We start from the raw sequence: 19,642 nt of genomic DNA on the forward strand, positions 1-19,642 counted from the left end.
ATGAATGCTGAAGACTCCCTGAAACTTGCTCGCCGGTTTATCGGGCTACCCCTGGAAAAGCGCCAGATGTTCCTCGCTGCCCTGCAGAGGGAAGGGGTGGATTTTTCCCGGTTTCCGATTCCGACCGGCGTCGAGGCCGAGGATCGGCAGGCGCTGTCTTACGCACAGCAACGCATGTGGTTTCTCTGGCAGCTGGATCCCCAAGGTGGCGCCTATAACCTGCCGGGCGCGGTGCGGCTCAATGGCCGCTTGAACCTGGCGGCACTGGAGCAAGCCTTCGCCAGCCTGGTCGAGCGTCACGAAACCCTGCGTACGGTGTTCCAGCGCCAGGCCGATGACAGTCTGTCGCAAGTGCCAGCCACCGCGCCGCTGGTGATCCGCCATGAAGACTTCAGCACACTGCCGGCCAGCGAGCGTGAACAGGCCGTGATGCAGGCCGCCGAGCAACAGTCGGTGTTGCCATTCGACCTGGCCGTGGGTCCGCTGCTGCGGGTGACGTTGCTCAAGCTCGCCGATCAGGAGCACGTGCTGCTGCTGACCTTGCACCACATCGTTTCCGATGGCTGGTCGATGAACGTGCTGATCGACGAATTCATCCGTTGCTATGACGCGTTCGATGCCGGTCAGCAGCCGCAACTGGCCGCGCTGCCGATCCAGTACAGCGACTACGCCTTGTGGCAGCGCCGTTGGCTGGAGGCGGGCGAACAGGCGCGCCAACTCGATTACTGGCAAGCACAACTGGGCGACGAACACCCGGTGCTGGAGCTGCCGCTGGATCATTCGCGTCCGGCGATGCCGAGCTATCGCGGCACTCGCTATGAGTTCGCTGTCGATGAACAACTGGCCGGGCAACTGCGCAACACCGCGCAGCAGCATCAAGTCACGTTGTTCATGCTCTTGCTCGGTGCCTTCAACGCGCTGCTGCATCGCTACACCGGCCAGACCGACATCCGTGTCGGCGTGCCGATTGCCAACCGCAACCGTGGCGAAATCGAAGGGCTGATCGGCTTCTTCGTCAACACTCAAGTGCTGCGTACCCAACTGGACGGGCAGACCCGGGTCGACGATCTGCTGCGCGCCGTCAAGGACACCGCGCTCGGCGCTCAGGCGCATCAGGATCTGCCGTTCGAGCAACTGGTCGAAGCGCTGAAGCTGGAACGCAGCCTCAGTCACACGCCGCTGTTTCAGGTGATGTACAACCACCAGCCGCAAGTAGCGGACATCGCCAGCATCAGCACTGCTTCCGGTCTACTGCTGAACAGCCTCGACTGGCAGAGCCGTACCACCCAGTTCGACCTGACCCTCGATACCTACGAGAAGGGCGGCAAGCTGCATGCGGCGCTGACGTACGCCAGCGACTTGTTCGAGCCGGCGACCATCGAGCGCATGGCGCGCCACTGGTTGCGTCTGCTCACGGCCATGGTTGCCGATCCGTCGCAACGCGTCGGCGAATTGTCGCTGCTGGAGGCCGAGGAACAGCACACGCTGGTGCACGACTGGAACAGCGTCCAAGCGGTTTACCCGACCGAAACACCGATCCATCAACTGATCGAAGCGCAGGTGGCGCGCACGCCGAATGCGCCGGCGCTGCTGTTCGGCGAGCAGACCCTGAGCTACGCCGAACTGGATGCCCGGGCCAACCGCCTCGCGCATTTGCTGGGTGAACAAGGCGTGCGGGCCGACAGTCTGGTCGGCGTTTGTGCTCTGCGTTCGGTGGAAATGGTTGTCGCGCTGCTGGCGATTCTCAAGGCTGGCGGCGCTTATGTGCCACTCGATCCGGAATACCCGCAGAAACGTCTGGCGTACATGATCGAGGACAGCGGCATCAACTTGCTGCTGACCCAGGATGCTTTGCTGGCATCGCTGCCGACTGACGGCGTGCAGGTCATTACGCTGGATCAGCCGGGCCTGCTCGACCGCTACAGCGATAGCCGCCCGAACGTCAGCGTCGATCCGCTGAACCTGGCCTATGTGATTTACACCTCGGGTTCCACCGGCAAACCGAAAGGCGCCGGCAACAGCCACGCGGCGCTGGTCAACCGCTTGTGCTGGATGCAGGAAGCGTACGCGATCGACGCCAGCGATTCGGTGTTGCAGAAAACCCCGTTCAGCTTTGACGTTTCGGTCTGGGAATTCTTCTGGCCGCTGCTGACCGGCGCGCGTCTGGTGGTTGCCGCGCCAGGTGCGCACCGCGATCCGCTGCAACTGATCGACATCATCAACTGCCACGGCATCAGTACGTTGCACTTTGTGCCGTCGATGTTGCAGGCGTTCATTCATGAGGCGGGTGTCGAAAGCTGCGTCGGCCTCAAGCGCATCGTCTGCAGCGGTGAAGCGCTGCCACTGGACGCGCAACTGCAAGTCTTCGCCAAACTGCCGAATGCCGGCCTCTACAACCTCTACGGCCCGACCGAAGCGGCGATCGACGTGACCCACTGGGCGTGTGTTGACGAAGGCGCCGACAGCGTGCCGATCGGCCGGCCGATCGCCAACCTGCGCACCCATGTGCTTGATGCCGAGCTGCTGCCGGTACCGAGTGGCGTGGCCGGCGAACTGTACCTGGGCGGCGCCGGGCTGGCGCGCAGTTATCACCAGCGTCCGGCGCTGACCGCCGAGCGTTTTGTGCCGTGCCCGTTCCATGACGGCGCGCGCCTGTACCGCACCGGTGACCGTGTTCGTCAGCGTGCCGACGGGGTGATCGAATACCTTGGTCGTCTCGACCATCAAGTGAAACTGCGCGGTCTGCGCATCGAGCTGGGTGAAATCGAAACCCGCCTGATGCAGCATCCGCTGGTGCGCGAAGCGGTGGTGCTGGTGCAGGGCGGCAAGCATCTGGTCGCGTATCTGGTGCTGGAACAGGCTCAGCCGGACGAACAGTGGCAGCAGGACGTCAAGGCGTGGCTGCTCGGCAGCCTGCCGGAATTCATGGTGCCGACCTACCTGATGACGCTGGAAAAACTGCCGGTAACGGCCAACGGCAAACTCGATCGCAAAGCCTTGCCGCAACCGGACGCCGCGCCGCAACAGGCGTTCGTTGCGCCGCAGGATGCGCTGCAAAAAGCCCTGGCGGCGATCTGGGAGGACGTGCTCGGCCTTGAGCGCGTCGGCCTCGAAGACAACTTCTTCGAACTGGGCGGCGACTCGATCATCTCGATTCAAGTGGTCAGCCGTGCGCGGCAGGCCGGGATTCGCGTCAGCCCGCGTGACCTGTTCCAGTATCAAACGGTGCGCAGCCTTGCGCTGGTCGCCACGCTGGATAATCAGACCTTGGTGGATCAGGGGCCGGTGACCGGCGACGCCGTGCTCGGGCCGATTCAACAGCATTTCTTCAGCCGCGCGATGCCGCTGCGTGAGCACTGGAACCAGTCGCTGCTGCTGACCCCGCGCGACACCTTGAACGCGCAGTGGCTCGATGCTGCACTAACCGAGGTGATCAATCATCACGACGCGTTGCGCCTGCGCTTTGTCGAAAGCGCCGACGGCTGGCAGCAGAGCCATGGCCCGTTGGTTGGCAGCGCTGACTTGTGGCAGCGCGATGCCGAGTCCGCAGAACAACTGCAGACGCTGTGCAACGAAGCCCAGCGCAGCCTCGATTTGCAGAACGGTCCGCTGTTGCGTGCATTGCTGGTGACGCTGGCCGATGGCACTCAGCGCCTGAACCTGATCATTCACCACTTGGCGGTGGACGGCGTTTCCTGGCGCGTGCTGCTGGAAGATTTGCAACAGGCTTACGAGCAGCGCTCGGCGGGCGGAGGCATTCAGTTGCCGGCCAAGACCAATGCCTTCCAGAGCTGGACCGCGCGTCTGGAAAGCGCCACTGCACGCTTCGATGAACAACTGGATTACTGGAAAACCCAGCATCAAGGTGCGCAGGATCTGCCGTGCGAACGTCCCGATGGCAGCCAGCAAAACCTGCACGGCGAGAAAATCGAATGGCGCCTCGACGCCGAGCGTACCCGTCAGTTGCTGCAACAGGCGCCGGCGGCGTATCGCACGCAAGTCAATGACCTGCTGTTGACCGCACTGGCGCGCACCATCAGTCGCTGGAGCCAGCAGCCCGGCACGTTGATCGAACTCGAAGGCCATGGCCGCGAAGACCTCTTCGATGACATCGACCTGACCCGCACCGTGGGCTGGTTCACCAGTTTGTTCGCGGTCAAGCTGACGGCCGCCGACGATCTCGACGGGTCGATCAAGTCGATCAAGGAGCAACTGCGCGCCGTGCCGGACAAAGGTCTGGGCTACGGCGTGCTGCGTTATCTGGCGGCACCGGCGGTGCGCGCCGAACTGGCGGAGTTGGCGCCGCCACGGATTACCTTCAACTACCTCGGCCAGTTCGATCGTCAGTTCGACGACGCGGCGCTGTTCGTGCCGTCCGCTGAAACCAGCGGCGTTGCGCAGGATCCGGCAGCGCCGTTGGCCAACTGGCTGACGCTGGAAGGCCAGGTCTATGGCGGTGAGCTGTCGATGAGCTGGGGGTTCAGCCGCGAGATGTTCGACAGCGCGACCGTGCAGTATCTGGTCGATCAATACGCGCTGGAACTGCATGCGCTGATTGAGCATTGCTGCACGTTGCAAGCCGCACAGGCAACGCCATCGGACTTCCCGCTGGCGCGCGTGACCCAGGCACAACTGGATGGGTTGCCGGTGCCGGCAGGTCAACTCGATGATGTTTATCCGCTGTCGCCGATGCAACAGGGCCTGCTGTTCCATACCCTTTATGAACAAGCGGCGGGTGAGTACATCAACCAGTTGCGCGTCGACGTCGAGGGTCTCGATCCCGAACGTTTCCGCGCCGCTTGGCAGGCCACCGTCGATGCGCAGGACATTCTGCGCAGCGGTTTCGTCTGGCAGGGTGAGCTGACGCAGCCGGTGCAGATCGTCCACAAGCAGGTGCAACTGCCATTCAGCACGCTGGACTGGCGCGACCGCGACGATCAGCCGGCAGCGCTCGCTGCGCTGGCAGATGCCGAGCGCCAGCAAGGTTTTGATCTGAGCTGTGCGCCACTGCTGCGACTGCTGCTGGTGCAGACCGGCGCCGAGCAATGGCACCTGATTTACACCCATCACCACATCCTCATGGACGGCTGGAGCAACTCGCAGTTGCTCGGCGAAGTCTTGCAGCGCTACAGCGGCCGCACGCCGGCGAATGGCGGCGGGCGTTATCGCGACTACATCGCCTGGCTGCAACGTCAGGACGGCCAATTGAGTCAGGACTTCTGGAGCGGTCAATTGGCCGCGCTGCAAGAGCCGACCCGACTGGCGCGCGCGGCCACCTCTGGCGAGAACCAGAGCGGCCACGGCGATCATTACCTGACACTGGACGTGCAGCGCACCCAGGCGCTGGAAACCTTTGCCCGCCAACAAAAAGTCACCGTCAACACCTTGGTGCAAGCGGCGTGGCTGCTGTTGCTGCAACGCTATACCGGTCACGAAGCCGTGGCGTTCGGTGCGACCGTGGCCGGGCGTCCGGCGGATCTGCCGGGCATTGAGCAGCAGGTCGGTCTGTTCATCAACACCTTGCCGGTGATCGGCGCACCGCGTCCGGATCAAAGCGTTGGCAGCTGGCTGCAAGCGGTACAGGCGCAGAATCTGAGCCTGCGCGACTTCGAACACACGCCACTGGCGGACATCCAGCGTTGGGCCGGACAGGGCGGTGAAGCACTGTTCGACAACATTCTGGTGTTCGAGAACTACCCGATTGCCCAGGCGCTGAGTCAGGCCGGGCGAGGGCTGACATTCGGTGATGTCGGTAATCTCGAACAAACCCATTACGCGCTGAGCGTGGCGGTCACCCTCGGTCAGCAGTTGGCGTTGCACTACAGCTTTGATCGCGGCCAGTTCGCCAGCGATGTCATCGCCGGCATCAGTGCGCACCTGCTGCAATTGCTTGAGCAGTTCGCCCTGTCGGCCGAGCGCAACCTCGGCGAGATCGCCTTGGCCGATGCTCAAGAGCAGGCGCGCCAGCAAGCCGAGAACCACCCGCAGCCGTACCCGGTGGACATCGGCGTACATCAGCGCATTGCCGCGCTGGCCGCAGAAAATCCGCAGCGCACGGCGGTGATTTTCAATGATCAGCATTTTAGCTACGGCGAAATCGACCAGCGAGCCAATCAACTGGCGCACGCGCTGATCGCCCGTGGCGTCGGCGCGGAAACCCGCGTTGGCGTAGCGCTGCCGCGCAGTGAGTCGGTGATCGTCGCGCTGCTGGCCGTGCTCAAGGCTGGCGGTGCTTATGTGCCGCTGGACACCAGCTATCCACGCGAACGTCTGGCTTATCTGATCGAAGATTCCGGGCTGGCGTTGTTGATCAGCGACTCGTCGGTGTCGGCGCAATTGCCGGTCGATGAATCGGTACCGCTGCTGGAACTGGATCGTCTCGATTTGCGCGAGTTGCCGATCAAGGCGCCGCACGTGCAGCTCGATCCGCACAACCTCGCCTACGTGATTTATACCTCCGGTTCCACCGGCAATCCGAAAGGCGTCAGCGTCGCCCACGGTCCGTTGGCCATGCATTGCCAGGCCATCGGTCAGCGCTATGAAATGCGCGACAGTGACTGCGAATTCCATTTCATGTCGTTCGCCTTCGACGGTGCCCACGAACGCTGGCTGACCAGCCTGACCCACGGTGCGTCGCTGCTGATTCGCGACGACAGCTTGTGGACGCCGGAGCAGACCTACAACGCGATGATCGAACACGGCGTGACCGTCGTCGCATTCCCGCCGGTGTACCTGCAACAACTGGCCGAACACGCCGAGCGCGTTGGCAATCCGCCGAAAGTGCGGATCTATTGCTTCGGCGGTGATGCGGTGCCGAACGCGAGTTTCGAGCGGGTCAAGCGCGCGCTCGATCCGGACTACATCATCAACGGTTACGGCCCGACCGAAACCGTGGTCACGCCTCTGATCTGGAAGGCCGGGCGCGAGGTGCCGTGTGGCGCCGCGTATGCGCCAATCGGCAGCCGCATTGGCGACCGTAGCGCTTATGTGCTCGACGCTGATCTGAACCTGCTGCCGCAAGGCATGGCCGGCGAGCTGTACCTTGGTGGTACAGGGCTGGCGCGGGGTTATCTGAACCGTCCGGGGCTGACCGCCGAGCGCTTTGTGGCTGATCCGTTCAGCACCAACGGCGGTTTGCTTTATCGCACTGGCGACCTGGTCCGTCAGCGTGCCGATGGCACGTTCGATTATCTGGATCGCATCGACAATCAGGTGAAAATCCGCGGTTTCCGCATCGAGCTCGGCGAAGTCGAAGCGGCGCTGCAAGCCCTCGACGGCGTGCGTGAAGCGGTGGTCGTTGCCCAGGAAGGTAGCGCCGGCAGTGGCAAGCGTTTGGTGGCGTACGTGGTCGGCGATGCAAGCCGTGCCGACTTCACCGATCAACTGCGTGCACAACTCAAGGCGACGTTGCCAGCGCACATGGTGCCGGCGTACGTGCTGCGTCTGGAGCGCATGCCGCTGACACCGAACGGCAAACTCGATCGCAAGAACCTGCCGAAACCGGACGTCAGCCAACTGCAGCAAACTTACGTTGCACCGCAAACCGCGCTGGAACAGCAACTGGCGACGATCTGGCAGGACGTGCTCAAGCTTGAGCAAGTGGGCGTCAGCGACAACTTCTTCGAGCTGGGCGGCGACTCGATCATTTCGATTCAGGTGGTCAGCCGCGCGCGGCAGGCCGGGATTCGCTTCACGCCCAAAGACCTGTTCCAGCACCAGACCATCGCCGCACTGGCGTTGGTGGCACAGACCGGAGAAGCGCTGCAATTGATCGATCAGCAACCGGTCACCGGCAGCACGGCGTTGCTGCCGATCCATCAGGAATTTTTCGCGCAGGCGATTCCCGATCGTCATCACTGGAACCAGTCAGTGATGCTCAAGCCAACGCAGGCGCTGGACCCGCAGCTGCTGGAACACGCGCTGGATGCGCTAGTGTTGCATCACGACAGCTTGCGCCTGGACTTTGTCGAGCAGGCTGACGGCTGGGGCGCGCAATACCGCGACGTTGCCACGCAAGCCGGCGAGACCATCCTCTGGCAAGTCGATGTGGCTGATCTCGCGGCGCTGGAGGCCCTGGGTGAAAAGGCCCAGCGCAGCTTGCAATTGAGCGGCGGCTCGCTGATTCGCGCGGTGTTGGCGAACCTGGCTGACGGTACGCAACGCCTGTTGCTGATCGTCCATCACCTGGTGGTTGATGGCGTGTCGTGGCGGATTCTGTTCGAGGATCTGCAAAACGCTTATCGGCAGATCCTTGCCGGTAACCCGGTGCAACTGCCGGCCAAGACCAGCGCAGTCAAAGCCTGGGCAGCAGCGTTGCAGGATTATGCGGCAAGCCCTGCGTTGAAGACTGAACTGAGCTTCTGGCAGCAGCAGTTGCAAGGCGCCTCGGCTGCCTTGCCTTATGACCATCCGCACGGCGGGCAGCAACACGATCAGGCGCTGACGATCCGCAGCAAACTGGACAAAGCCCTGACCCGTCAACTCTTGCAGGATGCGCCGCAGGCCTATCGCACGCAGGTCAACGATCTGCTGCTGACGGCGCTGGCGCGAGTGATGGTGCGCTGGACCGGTGACGACAGTGCGTTGGTCTTGCTCGAGGGTCACGGTCGCGAAGACCTCTTCGACAGCATCGACCTGACCCGCACCGTCGGCTGGTTCACCAGTGTGTTCCCGGTGCGACTGTCGCCGGTGGCTGAGCTGGGGGGTTCGCTGAAACACGTCAAGGAGCAACTGCGGGCAATCCCGCACAAAGGCATCGGTTTCGGTGCGCTGGCACATCTGGGCGCTGCGCCGTCTCGCGAGGCACTGCAAGGCTTGCCGGCACCGCGCCTGACCTTCAACTATCTGGGCCAGTTCGACGGCAGCTTCAATGCGGCCGATGAAGCCTTGTTCGCACCGACCAGCGAAGCCGGCGGCGCAGAAGTCAATATGCAAGGCCCGCTGGGCAACCCGCTGGCATTGAACGGCAAGGTCTTCGGCGGCGAACTGGACCTGAGCTGGACCTACAGTGGCGCCATGTTCGACGCGGCGACCATTCAGCGTCTGGCCGATGATTATGTGCAGGAACTGACGGCGCTGATCGGCCACTGTTGCGACAGCGGCAACCGTGGCGTGACGCCGTCGGACTTCCCGCTGGCGCAACTGTCGCAAGCGCAACTGGATGCGCTGGTGCTGGAACCGCAAGGCATCGATGACATCTATCCGCTGTCGCCGATGCAGCAAGGCATGTTGTTCCACACCTTGCTCGAACACGGCAATGGCGACTACATCAACCAGATGCGCCTCGACGTCGATGGCGTCGACCCGCAGCGTTTCCGCGCGGCCTGGCAAGCAGTGGTGGATACCCACGACATTCTGCGCAGCGGATTCTTCTGGCAGGGCGACTTGCCGCAACCGGTGCAAGTGGTGCAGCGGCAGGTGGACGTGCCGTTCAGCGTGCTCGACTGGAACGGCAAGGTTGATCTGGAGGCGGCGCTGCAAACCCTTGCTGACGAGGAGCGAGCGCTGGGCCTGGACCTGACCTGCGCGCCGCTGTTGCGCCTGGTACTGGTGCGCACGGCGACTGATCGTCATCACCTGATCTACACCAACCACCACATCCTGATGGACGGCTGGAGCAGCGCGCAGTTGCTCGGCGAAGTGCTGCAGCACTATCGCGGCGAAGCGGTTCCACGTCCGGCGGGTCGCTATCGTGATTACATCGGTTGGCTGCAACGTCAGGATGCAACGGCGGCTGAAGCCTACTGGCTGGCGACGCTGGGCAATCTGCACGAGCCGACGCGTCTGGCCAATGCCATTGCACGGCCAATCGACGCTTTGCCGAATGTCGGTTATGGCGACCATTACCAAGTGCTGGACGCTGATCTGAGCGTGCGTCTGGGTGAATTTGCCCGGGCCTCGAAAGTCACTGTTAACACGCTGGTGCAAGCCGCGTGGCTGTTGCTGTTGCAGCGCTACACCGGCAAGGACTGCGTGGCGTTCGGCGCGACCGTGGCCGGGCGTCCGGCGGATCTGCCGGGAGCCGAGGAGCAGATCGGTCTGTTCATCAACACCTTGCCAGTGGTGGCCAAGCCGCAAGCACAACAGAGTCTGGGCAGTTGGCTGCAAGCCGTGCAGGCGCAGAACCTCGCTTCACGCGAGTTCGAACACACGCCGCTGGCGGACATTCAGCGCTGGGCCGGGCAGGGCGGTGACGCACTGTTCGACAGCCTGATGGTGTTCGAAAACTACCCGATTGGCGAAGCGCTGGAGCGCGGTGCGCCGCAGGGTTTGCGTTTCGGTGCAGTGGTCAATCAGGAGCAGACCAACTATCCGTTGACCTTGCTGGTGAGCATGGGCGCGCAACTGTCGGTGCATTTCAGCTATCAGCGCGACAGTTTTGCGGCGGCGAGCGTGGCGCAGTTGGGCGCGAGTCTGCAGCGTTTGCTGACGCAGATGGCTGCAGCAGGTGAACGCTCGTTGAGCGAGTTGAACCTGATCGATAATGTCACGAGCGTCGACACCGATTTCGTCGCCGAGCAGTGCATTCATCAAGCCATCGCTCGCCAAGTGGCGGCGACTCCGGATGCGCTGGCGGTGACCTTCGCCGATACGCAACTGACCTACGCCGAACTGGACGCGCAAGCCAACCGTCTGGCGCACAAGCTGATCGAGTTGGGTGTCGGCCCGGAAGTGCGCGTGGGCGTGGCGATGCCGCGTTCCGAGCAGTTGCTGATTGCCTTGCTGGCGGTGCTCAAGGCCGGTGGCGCCTATGTGCCGCTGGACCCGGATTATCCGGCCGATCGCGTTGCCTACATGCTCGAAGACAGCCGTGCGCGGGTGTTGCTCACCGAGCAAGCGGTTGCTGCGACGCTGAGCGTGCCTGGCGATACGCAAGTGCTGCTGATGGATCAGGTTTCGCTGAGCGGTTACTCAGATGTCGCGCCGCAAACGGCGGTGCAGCCGGACAACCTCGCCTACGTCATCTACACCTCCGGTTCCACCGGCAAACCGAAAGGCGTGGCGATTGCTCACCGCAACGTCATGGCCTTGATCGACTGGTCGGCCAAGGTCTACAGCCGCGACGACATCCAGGGCGTGCTGGCCTCGACTTCGGTGTGCTTCGACCTGTCGGTGTGGGAGCTGTTTGTCACGTTGGCCAACGGCGGTTCGCTGATCATCGCGCGCAATGCTTTGGAGCTGGCAAACCTGCCGGCTCGCGATCAGGTGCGTCTGATCAACACCGTGCCATCGGCGATCGCTGCGCTGCAACGCGCCGGGCAGATTCCGGCGAGCGTGCGCATCATCAACCTGGCGGGTGAGCCGCTCAAACAAGGGCTTGTCAACGCGCTGTATCAACAGTCGACAGTCGAGCATGTCTACGACCTGTACGGTCCGTCGGAAGACACCACCTATTCGACCTGGACCCGCCGCATCGCCGGTGGTCAACCGCGCATCGGTCGTGCTCTTGATCACAGCGTCAGCCATTTGCTCGACGCCGATCTGCAAGCGGTGCCGCAAGGGGTTTCGGCGGAGCTGTACTTGTCCGGCGCCGGCATCACCCGCGGTTATCTGGGGCGTGCGGCGATGACCGCCGAGCGCTTTGTGCCGAATCCGTTCGTCGGCAATGGCGAGCGCATGTACCGCACCGGCGACCTGATTCGTGAACGCGAAGAGGGCGCGCTGGAGTACATGGGCCGAATCGACCATCAGGTGAAAATTCGTGGATTCCGCATCGAACTGGGCGAGATCGAGGCGCGATTGCTCGCTCAACCGGCGGTCACCGAAGCGGCGGTGCTGACCGTTGAAGGAGAGGGCGGTGCGCAACTGGTGGCCTACGTGGTCGCCCCGCAACTGGATCTGTACGACGGCGAAGCGCAACGGCAACTGCGCGACGGACTAAAGACTGGCCTCAAGTCTTCGTTACCTGACTACATGATTCCCGCGCACCTGCTGTTCCTTGAGCAGTTGCCACTGACGCCCAACGGCAAACTCGACCGCAAGGCCCTGCCAGCGGTGGATGCCAGCCAGGTGCAGGCCGCGTACGTCGCGCCGCAGAGTGAGCTTGAGCAGCAGGTCGCGGTGATCTGGCAGCAGGTGCTCGAGGTTGAACGCATTGGTCTGAACGATCACTTCTTCGAACTGGGCGGGCACTCGCTGCTGGCGGTCAACGTGGTGTCGCGCATGGCCCTTGAGCTGGGCCTGACGCTGACCCCGCAACTGTTATTCCAGCACCCCGTCCTGAGCGAATTTGTCGCTCGACTCGATACAGGAGGCGGGGCAATCAACGAACAGAAACTGAGCAAGCTGGAAGCCCTGCTTGACGATATGGAGGAAGTCTGATGGACAAGAGTGTTGCTTTGAGGGTAGCCAAGCGCTTTATCACTCTGCCGCTGGACAAACGTAAGCTGTACCTGGAAAAGATGCTCGAAGAGGGCGTCTCTCCGGCCAACCTGCCGATCCCGGAAACACGTTCCGGGTTTGCAGCGATTCCTCTGTCGTACGCTCAGGAACGCCAACTGTTCCTCTGGCAAATGGACCCGCACAGCACCGCGTATCACATCCCCAGCGCCTTGCGCCTCAAGGGGCAACTGGATGTGGCGGCGCTGGAGCGCAGCTTCAATGCCGTGGCCGCGCGCCACGAAAGTTTGCGCACCACGTTTGCCGAGCACGGCGAAACCTTCTGCCAGGTGATTCACCCGCAATTGCCGCTGCGCATCACCCTGGCACCGCTGTCGGCAGGCCTCGACGCCGCTGGCGAAGAGGCGGCGATCAAGGCGTTTGTCGAAGGCGAAACTGCGCGCCCGTTCAATCTGCAACAGGGTCCGCTGCTGCGCGTGGCATTACTCAAAGTCGCCGATGATGATCATGTGCTGGTGTTGATCCAGCACCACATCATCTCCGATGGCTGGTCGATCAAAGTGCTGGTCAACGAGTTGATCCAGCATTACGCCGCCGACACCGCCGGGCAGCCACTGGCATTGCCGGAACTGGAGGTGCAATACGCCGACTACGCGATCTGGCAGCGTCACTGGCTGGAAGCGGGTGAGCGCGAGCGGCAGCTGGCTTACTGGATCAAGACGCTGGACGGCGAGCAGCCGGTGCTGGAATTGCCGATCGATTTTCCGCGTCCGGCGGTGCAAAGCCTTCGCGGTGCACGTCTGCAACTGGACCTGCCAGCCGCCCTCGGCGATGCGCTCAAACAATTGGCTCAGCGCGAAGGCGCGAGCCTGTTCATGGTGTTGCTGGCGTCGTTTCAGGCGTTGCTGCATCGCTACAGCGGTCAGGCGCAGATTCGCGTCGGCGTGCCGACCGCCAACCGCAATCGGGTCGAGACTGAAGGCCTGATCGGCTTCTTCGTCAACACCCAGGTGCTGAATGCCGAGGTCAACGGCCAGTTGCCGTTCAACCAGCTGTTGGCGCAGGTCAAGCAAGCGGCGATGGCCGCGCAGGCACATCAGGATCTGCCATTCGAGCAGTTGATCGAAGCGCTGCAACCCGAGCGCAGCCTGAGCCACAGCCCGGTGTTCCAGGTGATGTTCAACCACCAGACCAGCCGTGATCAGGGCCGTAGCGCGGTGCAACTGCCGCAGCTGAGCGTCGAAGATGTGCAGTGGGAAGGGCGCACCGCGCAATTCGACCTGACGCTCAATACCTATGAATCGAATGACGGTTTCGCCGCCGAGCTGACCTACGCTACCGATCTGTTCAAGCCGGAAACGGTCGAGCGTCTGGCGCGTCATTGGCAAAACCTGTTGCAAGGTATTGTGGCCGCACCGACTCAACGGGTTGGCGAGTTGCCCTTGCTGGAAAGTGCCGAGCACGGCGTGTTGTTGCAGGACTGGTTGCGTGTAGCTGATCACAGCGCGCAGGCCGAGTGCGTGCAGCAGGACTTTGCCTTGCAGGCGCAACGAAACCCGCAGGCGACGGCGCTGATCATCGGCGACGATGTACTGACGTATGGCGAGCTGGATGCCCGGGCCAATCAACTGGCGCATCACCTGATCGAGGCCGGCGTCGGCCCGGATCAGCTGGTCGGCATCGCGGTGGAGCGCAGCGTTGAGATGATCGTCGGCCTGTTGGCGATCCTCAAGGCCGGCGGCGCTTATGTGCCGCTGGACCCGGCGTATCCCGAGGATCGCCTGGCCTACATGATCGAAGACAGCGGTCTGCAATTGCTGCTGACCCAAACGCACTTGCAGGCGCAGTTGCCGATCCCGGCGGGTGTGCAAACCCTGTTGCTCGATCAGTCAGGTGACTGGCTAGCGACTTATCCACAGACCGCGCCGGACGTTGCCGTCAACGGCGAGCATCTGGCGTACACGATCTACACCTCCGGCTCCACCGGCAAACCGAAAGGCGTGATGGTGCGCCACGCGGCACTGAGCAACTTTGTCGCGAGCATGATCAAGCAGCCGGGGATTGCCGCTGCGGATCGCATGCTGTCGCTGACCACGTTCTCGTTCGATATTTTTGGCCTGGAAATCTATGGCCCATTGCTCGCCGGCGCGTGTGTGGTGCTGACCGGCAAGGATGTGCATCAGGATCCGCAAGCGGTGCTCGAACTGATCGAGCGTCATGCCGTCAGCGTCCTGCAAGCCACGCCATCGACCTGGCGCATGCTGCTCGACAACGAACACGCAGCGATTCTCAAGGGCCGCACGTTCCTCTGTGGTGGTGAAGCGCTGCCGCAGGAGCTGGCCAATCGCATGCTGGCGCTGACGCCGAGCGTGTGGAACCTGTATGGCCCGACCGAAACCACGATCTGGTCGGCGCAACACGCACTGAGCGCGGACCACAGCCGTCCATTCCTCGGCACGCCGATAGACAACACCGCGCTGTACATTCTCGGCAGCGACCTTGAGCTCAATCCGCTCGGCGCACCCGGTGAATTGCTGATTGGCGGTGACGGTCTGGCCCGTGGTTACTTCCAGCGCCCGAGTCTGACCGCTGAACGGTTTGTGCCGGATCCGTTCTCGGCAAACGGTGCGCGTCTGTACCGCACCGGCGACCTGACCCGTTATCGCGCAGAAGGCGTGATCGAGTACATCGGGCGCATCGACCATCAAGTTAAAATCCGTGGTTTCCGAATCGAGCTGGGCGAGATCGAGGCCCGTTTGCTCGCGCTGGACAGCGTCCGTGAAACCGTCGTCGTCGCTCAGGACGGCCCGACCGGCGCGCAACTGGTCGGCTATGTGGTGCCATCCGCCAGCGCTGTTGACGAAGTCGAACTGCGCGCCGCTCTGAAAGCCAGCCTCAAGGCTGAACTGCCGGAATACATGGTGCCGGCGCACCTGCTGTTCCTTGCGCAACTGCCGCTGACCCCCAACGGCAAAGTCGACCGCAAAGCCTTGCCAGCACCCGATGCCAGCCAGTTGCAATCGACCTATATCGCGCCGCAAACCGCGACTCAACACAGTGTCGCCGAGATCTGGCAAGCGGTGCTCAAGCTTGAGCGTGTCGGTCTCAGCGACAACTTCTTCGAACTCGGCGGCCATTCCTTGCTGGTAACGCAAGTGGTCTCGCGAGTGCGTCAGACGCTGAACGTTCAGGTGCCGCTGCGTACGCTGTTCGAACACAGCGTTCTGGAAGACTTCGTCGCCGCCCTGGGTGTCGATCAGGCGACGCAGGAACCGGCGATTGTCGCGCTGCCGCGTACGCAACCGATGGCACTTTCCTATGCGCAGGAACGTCAGTGGTTCCTTTGGCAACTGGAGCCGACCAGCACCGCTTACCACGTTCCGGCCGCACTGCGTTTGCGCGGTGAGCTGGATCTGCTGGCGTTGCAGCACAGCTTCAATGCACTGATCGAGCGTCACGAATCCCTGCGCACCTGTTTCGTCGAACAGCAGGGCCAGACCCTGCAAGTGATTCAGGCCCAAGGCACGCTGGATCTGCAAGTACAGGACGTAGCGGGGTTGGACGATGCGGCGCTGCAAGCGCTGGTCGCCGAAGAAACCCTGCACTTGTTCAACCTGCAGCAAGGCCCGTTGCTGCGAGTGAAACTGCTGCGTCTGGCTGCCGATGACCATGCGCTGGTGATCACCTTGCACCACATCGTCTCCGACGGTTGGTCGATGAACATCATGGTCGATGAACTGGTGGCGCTCTATGCCGCGTACAGCCAGGGCCAGACCGCGCAATTGCCGGCGTTGCCGGTGCAATACGCCGACTATGCCGTGTGGCAGAAACAGTGGATGGACGCCGGTGAGTGCGAGCGTCAGCTGAATTACTGGACCGCGCAACTCGGCGATGGCGATCAGCCGTTGCTGGAGCTGCCGACCGACCGTCCGCGTCCCGCCGAGCAAAGCTATCGCGGCGCGCGTCGCGATATCCCGCTGAGCCTCGAACTGGCCGCTGCCCTCAAGCACGTCGCGCAGCGTGAAAACGTCACCCTGTTCGCGCTGTTGCTGGCGTCGTTCCAGACCTTGCTGCACCGCTACAGCGGTCAGGCCGACATCCGCGTTGGTGTGCCCGTGGCCAACCGCAATCGGGTGGAGACTGAAGGGCTGATTGGCTTCTTCGTCAACACTCAGGTACTCAAAACCGAATTCGACAGTCAGCAGACCTTCCGCAGCCTGTTGCAACAAGTGAAGAACACCGTGCTCGGCGCTCAGGCCCATCAGGATCTGCCGTTCGAGCAACTGGTCGACGCGCTGCAACCGGAGCGCAGCCTCAGCCATAGCCCGCTGTTCCAGGTGATGCACAACCACCAGAGCCAGGCGCGGCAGGCACAAGGCGCGACACGCTTGCCGCAACTGCAGATCGAAGGCTTGCCGTGGGCGTCGAATACTGCGCAGTTTGATTTGACCCTGAACACTTTTGAATCGACCGACAATGTCTGGGCCGAGCTGACTTACGCCACCGACCTGTTCGACGTCGAGACTATCGAGCGCCTGTCGCAACACTGGACGAATCTGCTGCAAGGCATCGTCACCGACAGCGGCCAGCGTATCGCTGAGCTGCCGCTGCACGACGCCGCCGAACGCGCAGCAACCCTGCTGCAATGGAACCCGGCCGTGGCCGATTTCCCTAACGAGCAGTGCCTGCATCACTTGATCGAAGCCCAGGCCGCCCGCGCACCGCAAGCGGTGGCCGTGACGTATGCAGAACAGTCCTTGAGCTACGGTGAACTCAACAGCCGTGCCAACCAGTTGGCCCACAAACTGATTGCCAGTGGCGTCGGCCCGGACGTGCGCGTCGGCCTGGCCGTTGAGCGCAGCCTCGACATGCTGGTCGGACTGCTCGCCATTCTCAAGGCCGGCGGTGCTTACGTGCCGCTGGACCCAAGCTACCCGGAAGAGCGCCTGAGCTACATGATCGGCGACAGCGGCATCGGCCTGCTGTTGAGCCAAAGTCATCTGCTCGGTCGACTGCCCGTACCGGACTCGGTGCGCAGCCTGATGCTCGATCAGGATCGCGAAGACCTCGAAGGTTACAGCGACAGCAATCCGCACGTGCGCATGAGCGCCGATAACCTCGCGTACGTGATCTACACCTCGGGTTCGACCGGTCAGCCAAAGGGCACCTTGCTCGCGCACCGCAACGTGCTGCGCCTGTTCGAAGCCACTGCGGCGTGGTTCGATTTCGGCCCGCAGGATGTCTGGAGCCTGTTCCATTCCTACGCATTCGACTTCTCCGTGTGGGAGATTTTCGGTGCGCTGCTGTACGGCGGCAAACTGGTGGTAGTGCCTTACGAGGTCAGCCGTGCGCCGGAAGATTTCTTCGCTTTGCTGTGCCGCGAAGGCATCACCGTGCTCAACCAGACGCCGTCGGCGTTCAAGCAGTTGATGCAAGTTGCTTGCGCCCCGGAGCACACCGCGCAACAGCCGGCGCTGCGTTATGTGGTGTTCGGCGGTGAAGCGCTGGACGTGAAGAGCCTGCGTCCATGGTTCGAGCGTTTCGGCGATCAGGCGCCACAACTGATCAATATGTACGGCATCACTGAAACCACCGTGCACGTGACTTACCGGCCGTTGTCGATGGCCGATTTGCAGCGTGACGCAAGCAGCCCGATCGGCGAGCCGATTGCCGACCTGTCGTGGTACCTGCTCGATGGCGACCTGAACCCGGTAGCCAAGGGTTGTATCGGTGAGCTGTATGTTGGCCGCGCCGGTCTGGCGCGCGGTTATCTGAACCGTGCCGACCTGACCACGCTGCGCTTTATTCCCGATCCGTTTGCCGCTGACGGCGGTCGGCTGTACCGCACCGGTGATCTGGCGCGCTATCGCGCCGATGGCGTGATCGAATACATCGGGCGGATCGACCATCAGGTGAAGATTCGCGGTTTCCGTATCGAACTGGGCGAAATCGAAGCGCAACTGCTCGAACAGGCTGCCGTACGCCAGGCGGTGGTGCTGGCGCAGCCGGGCCTCAGTGGTCAACAACTGGTTGCGTATCTGGTGCCGACTGATGCAGCGTTACTCGACGCCAGCGCCGCTGAACAAGCGCAATGGCGCGACAGCGTGCGTGCCGAACTCAAGGAAAATCTGCCGGATCACATGATCCCGGCGCACCTGTTGCTGCTCGCGCAATTGCCATTGACCGCCAACGGCAAGCTCAACCGCAGCGCGTTGCCGTCGCCGGACGCCAGTCAGGCGCAGCAGGCCTATCAGGCGCCGCAAAGCGAGCTGGAACAACGCTTGGCCACGATCTGGCAAGACGTGCTGAAGCTGCCGCAAGTGGGCCTCAACGACAACTTCTTCGAACTGGGCGGCGACTCGATCATTTCGATTCAGGTGGTCAGCCGCGCGCGTCAGGCCGGTATTCGCCTGAACCCGAAAGACCTGTTCCAGCACCAGACCATTCAGCGACTGGCACTGGTCGCGCAGTTGGGCGACGACGAAACGAGCATCGACCAACAAGCGGTCACCGGCGCAGCGTTGCTGTTGCCGATCCAGCAGCAGTTCTTCGACGATGAAATCCCTGAGCGTCATCACTGGAACCAGTCGGTGCTGCTCAAACCGCGTCAGCCGCTGGACGGGGAGAAAATCGAGCAAGTATTGCGCGCGCTGGTCGCACATCACGATGCCTTGCGCCTGAGCTTCACTCAGCACAACGGCGTGTGGCAGGCCGAGCACCGCGCGGTTGAAGATCAGCCGCACAACCTGCTGTGGCAGGAAGACGTCGCCGATGCGGCTGCGCTGGAAGCCTTGGGCAACCGCGCGCAGCGCAGCCTCGATCTGCAGAACGGGCCGCTGTTGCGCGCGGTGTTGGCGAATCTGGCCGATGGCACGCAACGCTTGCAGTTGGTGATCCATCACCTGGCCGTCGACGGTGTGTCGTGGCGGATTCTGCTGGAAGATCTGCAAAACGCTTATCAGCAATTGCTCGACGGTCAGCCACTGAAGCTGCCGGCGAAAACCAGCGCCTTCAAGGACTGGAGCGAGCACTTGCAGCGCTACGCCAACAGCGCGGCGTTGCAACAGGAACTGGCTTACTGGCAGGCCTGCCTGAGTGATGTCGGCAGCGATCTGCCGTGCAAGCGGATGGACGCCGGTCAGCAGAACAGACTGGCGCAGACGGTACAGACCAGACTGGGCGCGGAGCTGACCCGACAACTGCTGCAAGAAGCGCCGGCGGCGTATCGCACTCAGGTCAACGACCTGTTGCTCACCGCACTGGCGCGGGTTATCGGGCGCTGGAGCGGGCAGGCTTCGACACT

At 62.6% G+C, this 19,642-nt stretch carries 2 protein-coding genes (1 of these 2 cut by a window edge); both read left to right on the top strand.

Annotated features, from left to right (window positions below; genetic code table 11):
- The gene (locus AB4N44_RS26880; protein ID WP_460111359.1) at window positions 1-12,321 is read left to right on the top strand and encodes a non-ribosomal peptide synthetase; all 12,321 of its coding nucleotides are present in this window, start codon (window positions 1-3) and stop codon (window positions 12,319-12,321) included.
- A protein-coding gene (locus AB4N44_RS26885) for a non-ribosomal peptide synthase/polyketide synthase (RefSeq protein WP_460158141.1) crosses the window boundary here: on the top strand, window positions 12,321-19,642 show its 5' portion. 6,205 nt of this gene lie beyond the right edge of the window; only the first 7,322 of its 13,527 coding nucleotides appear in the window; it begins with the start codon at window positions 12,321-12,323; its stop codon lies off the right edge, out of view. The genes AB4N44_RS26880 and AB4N44_RS26885 overlap by 1 nt, the downstream gene beginning before the upstream one ends.

The organism is Pseudomonas sp. S3_C06 (assembly GCF_054667675.1).

Bases quoted from the DNA above. Each gene is read 5' to 3' on its own strand.
- AB4N44_RS26880 (WP_460111359.1), top strand. From the start codon at position 1: ATGAATGCTGAAGACTCCCTGAAACTTGCTCGCCGGTTTATCGGGCTA.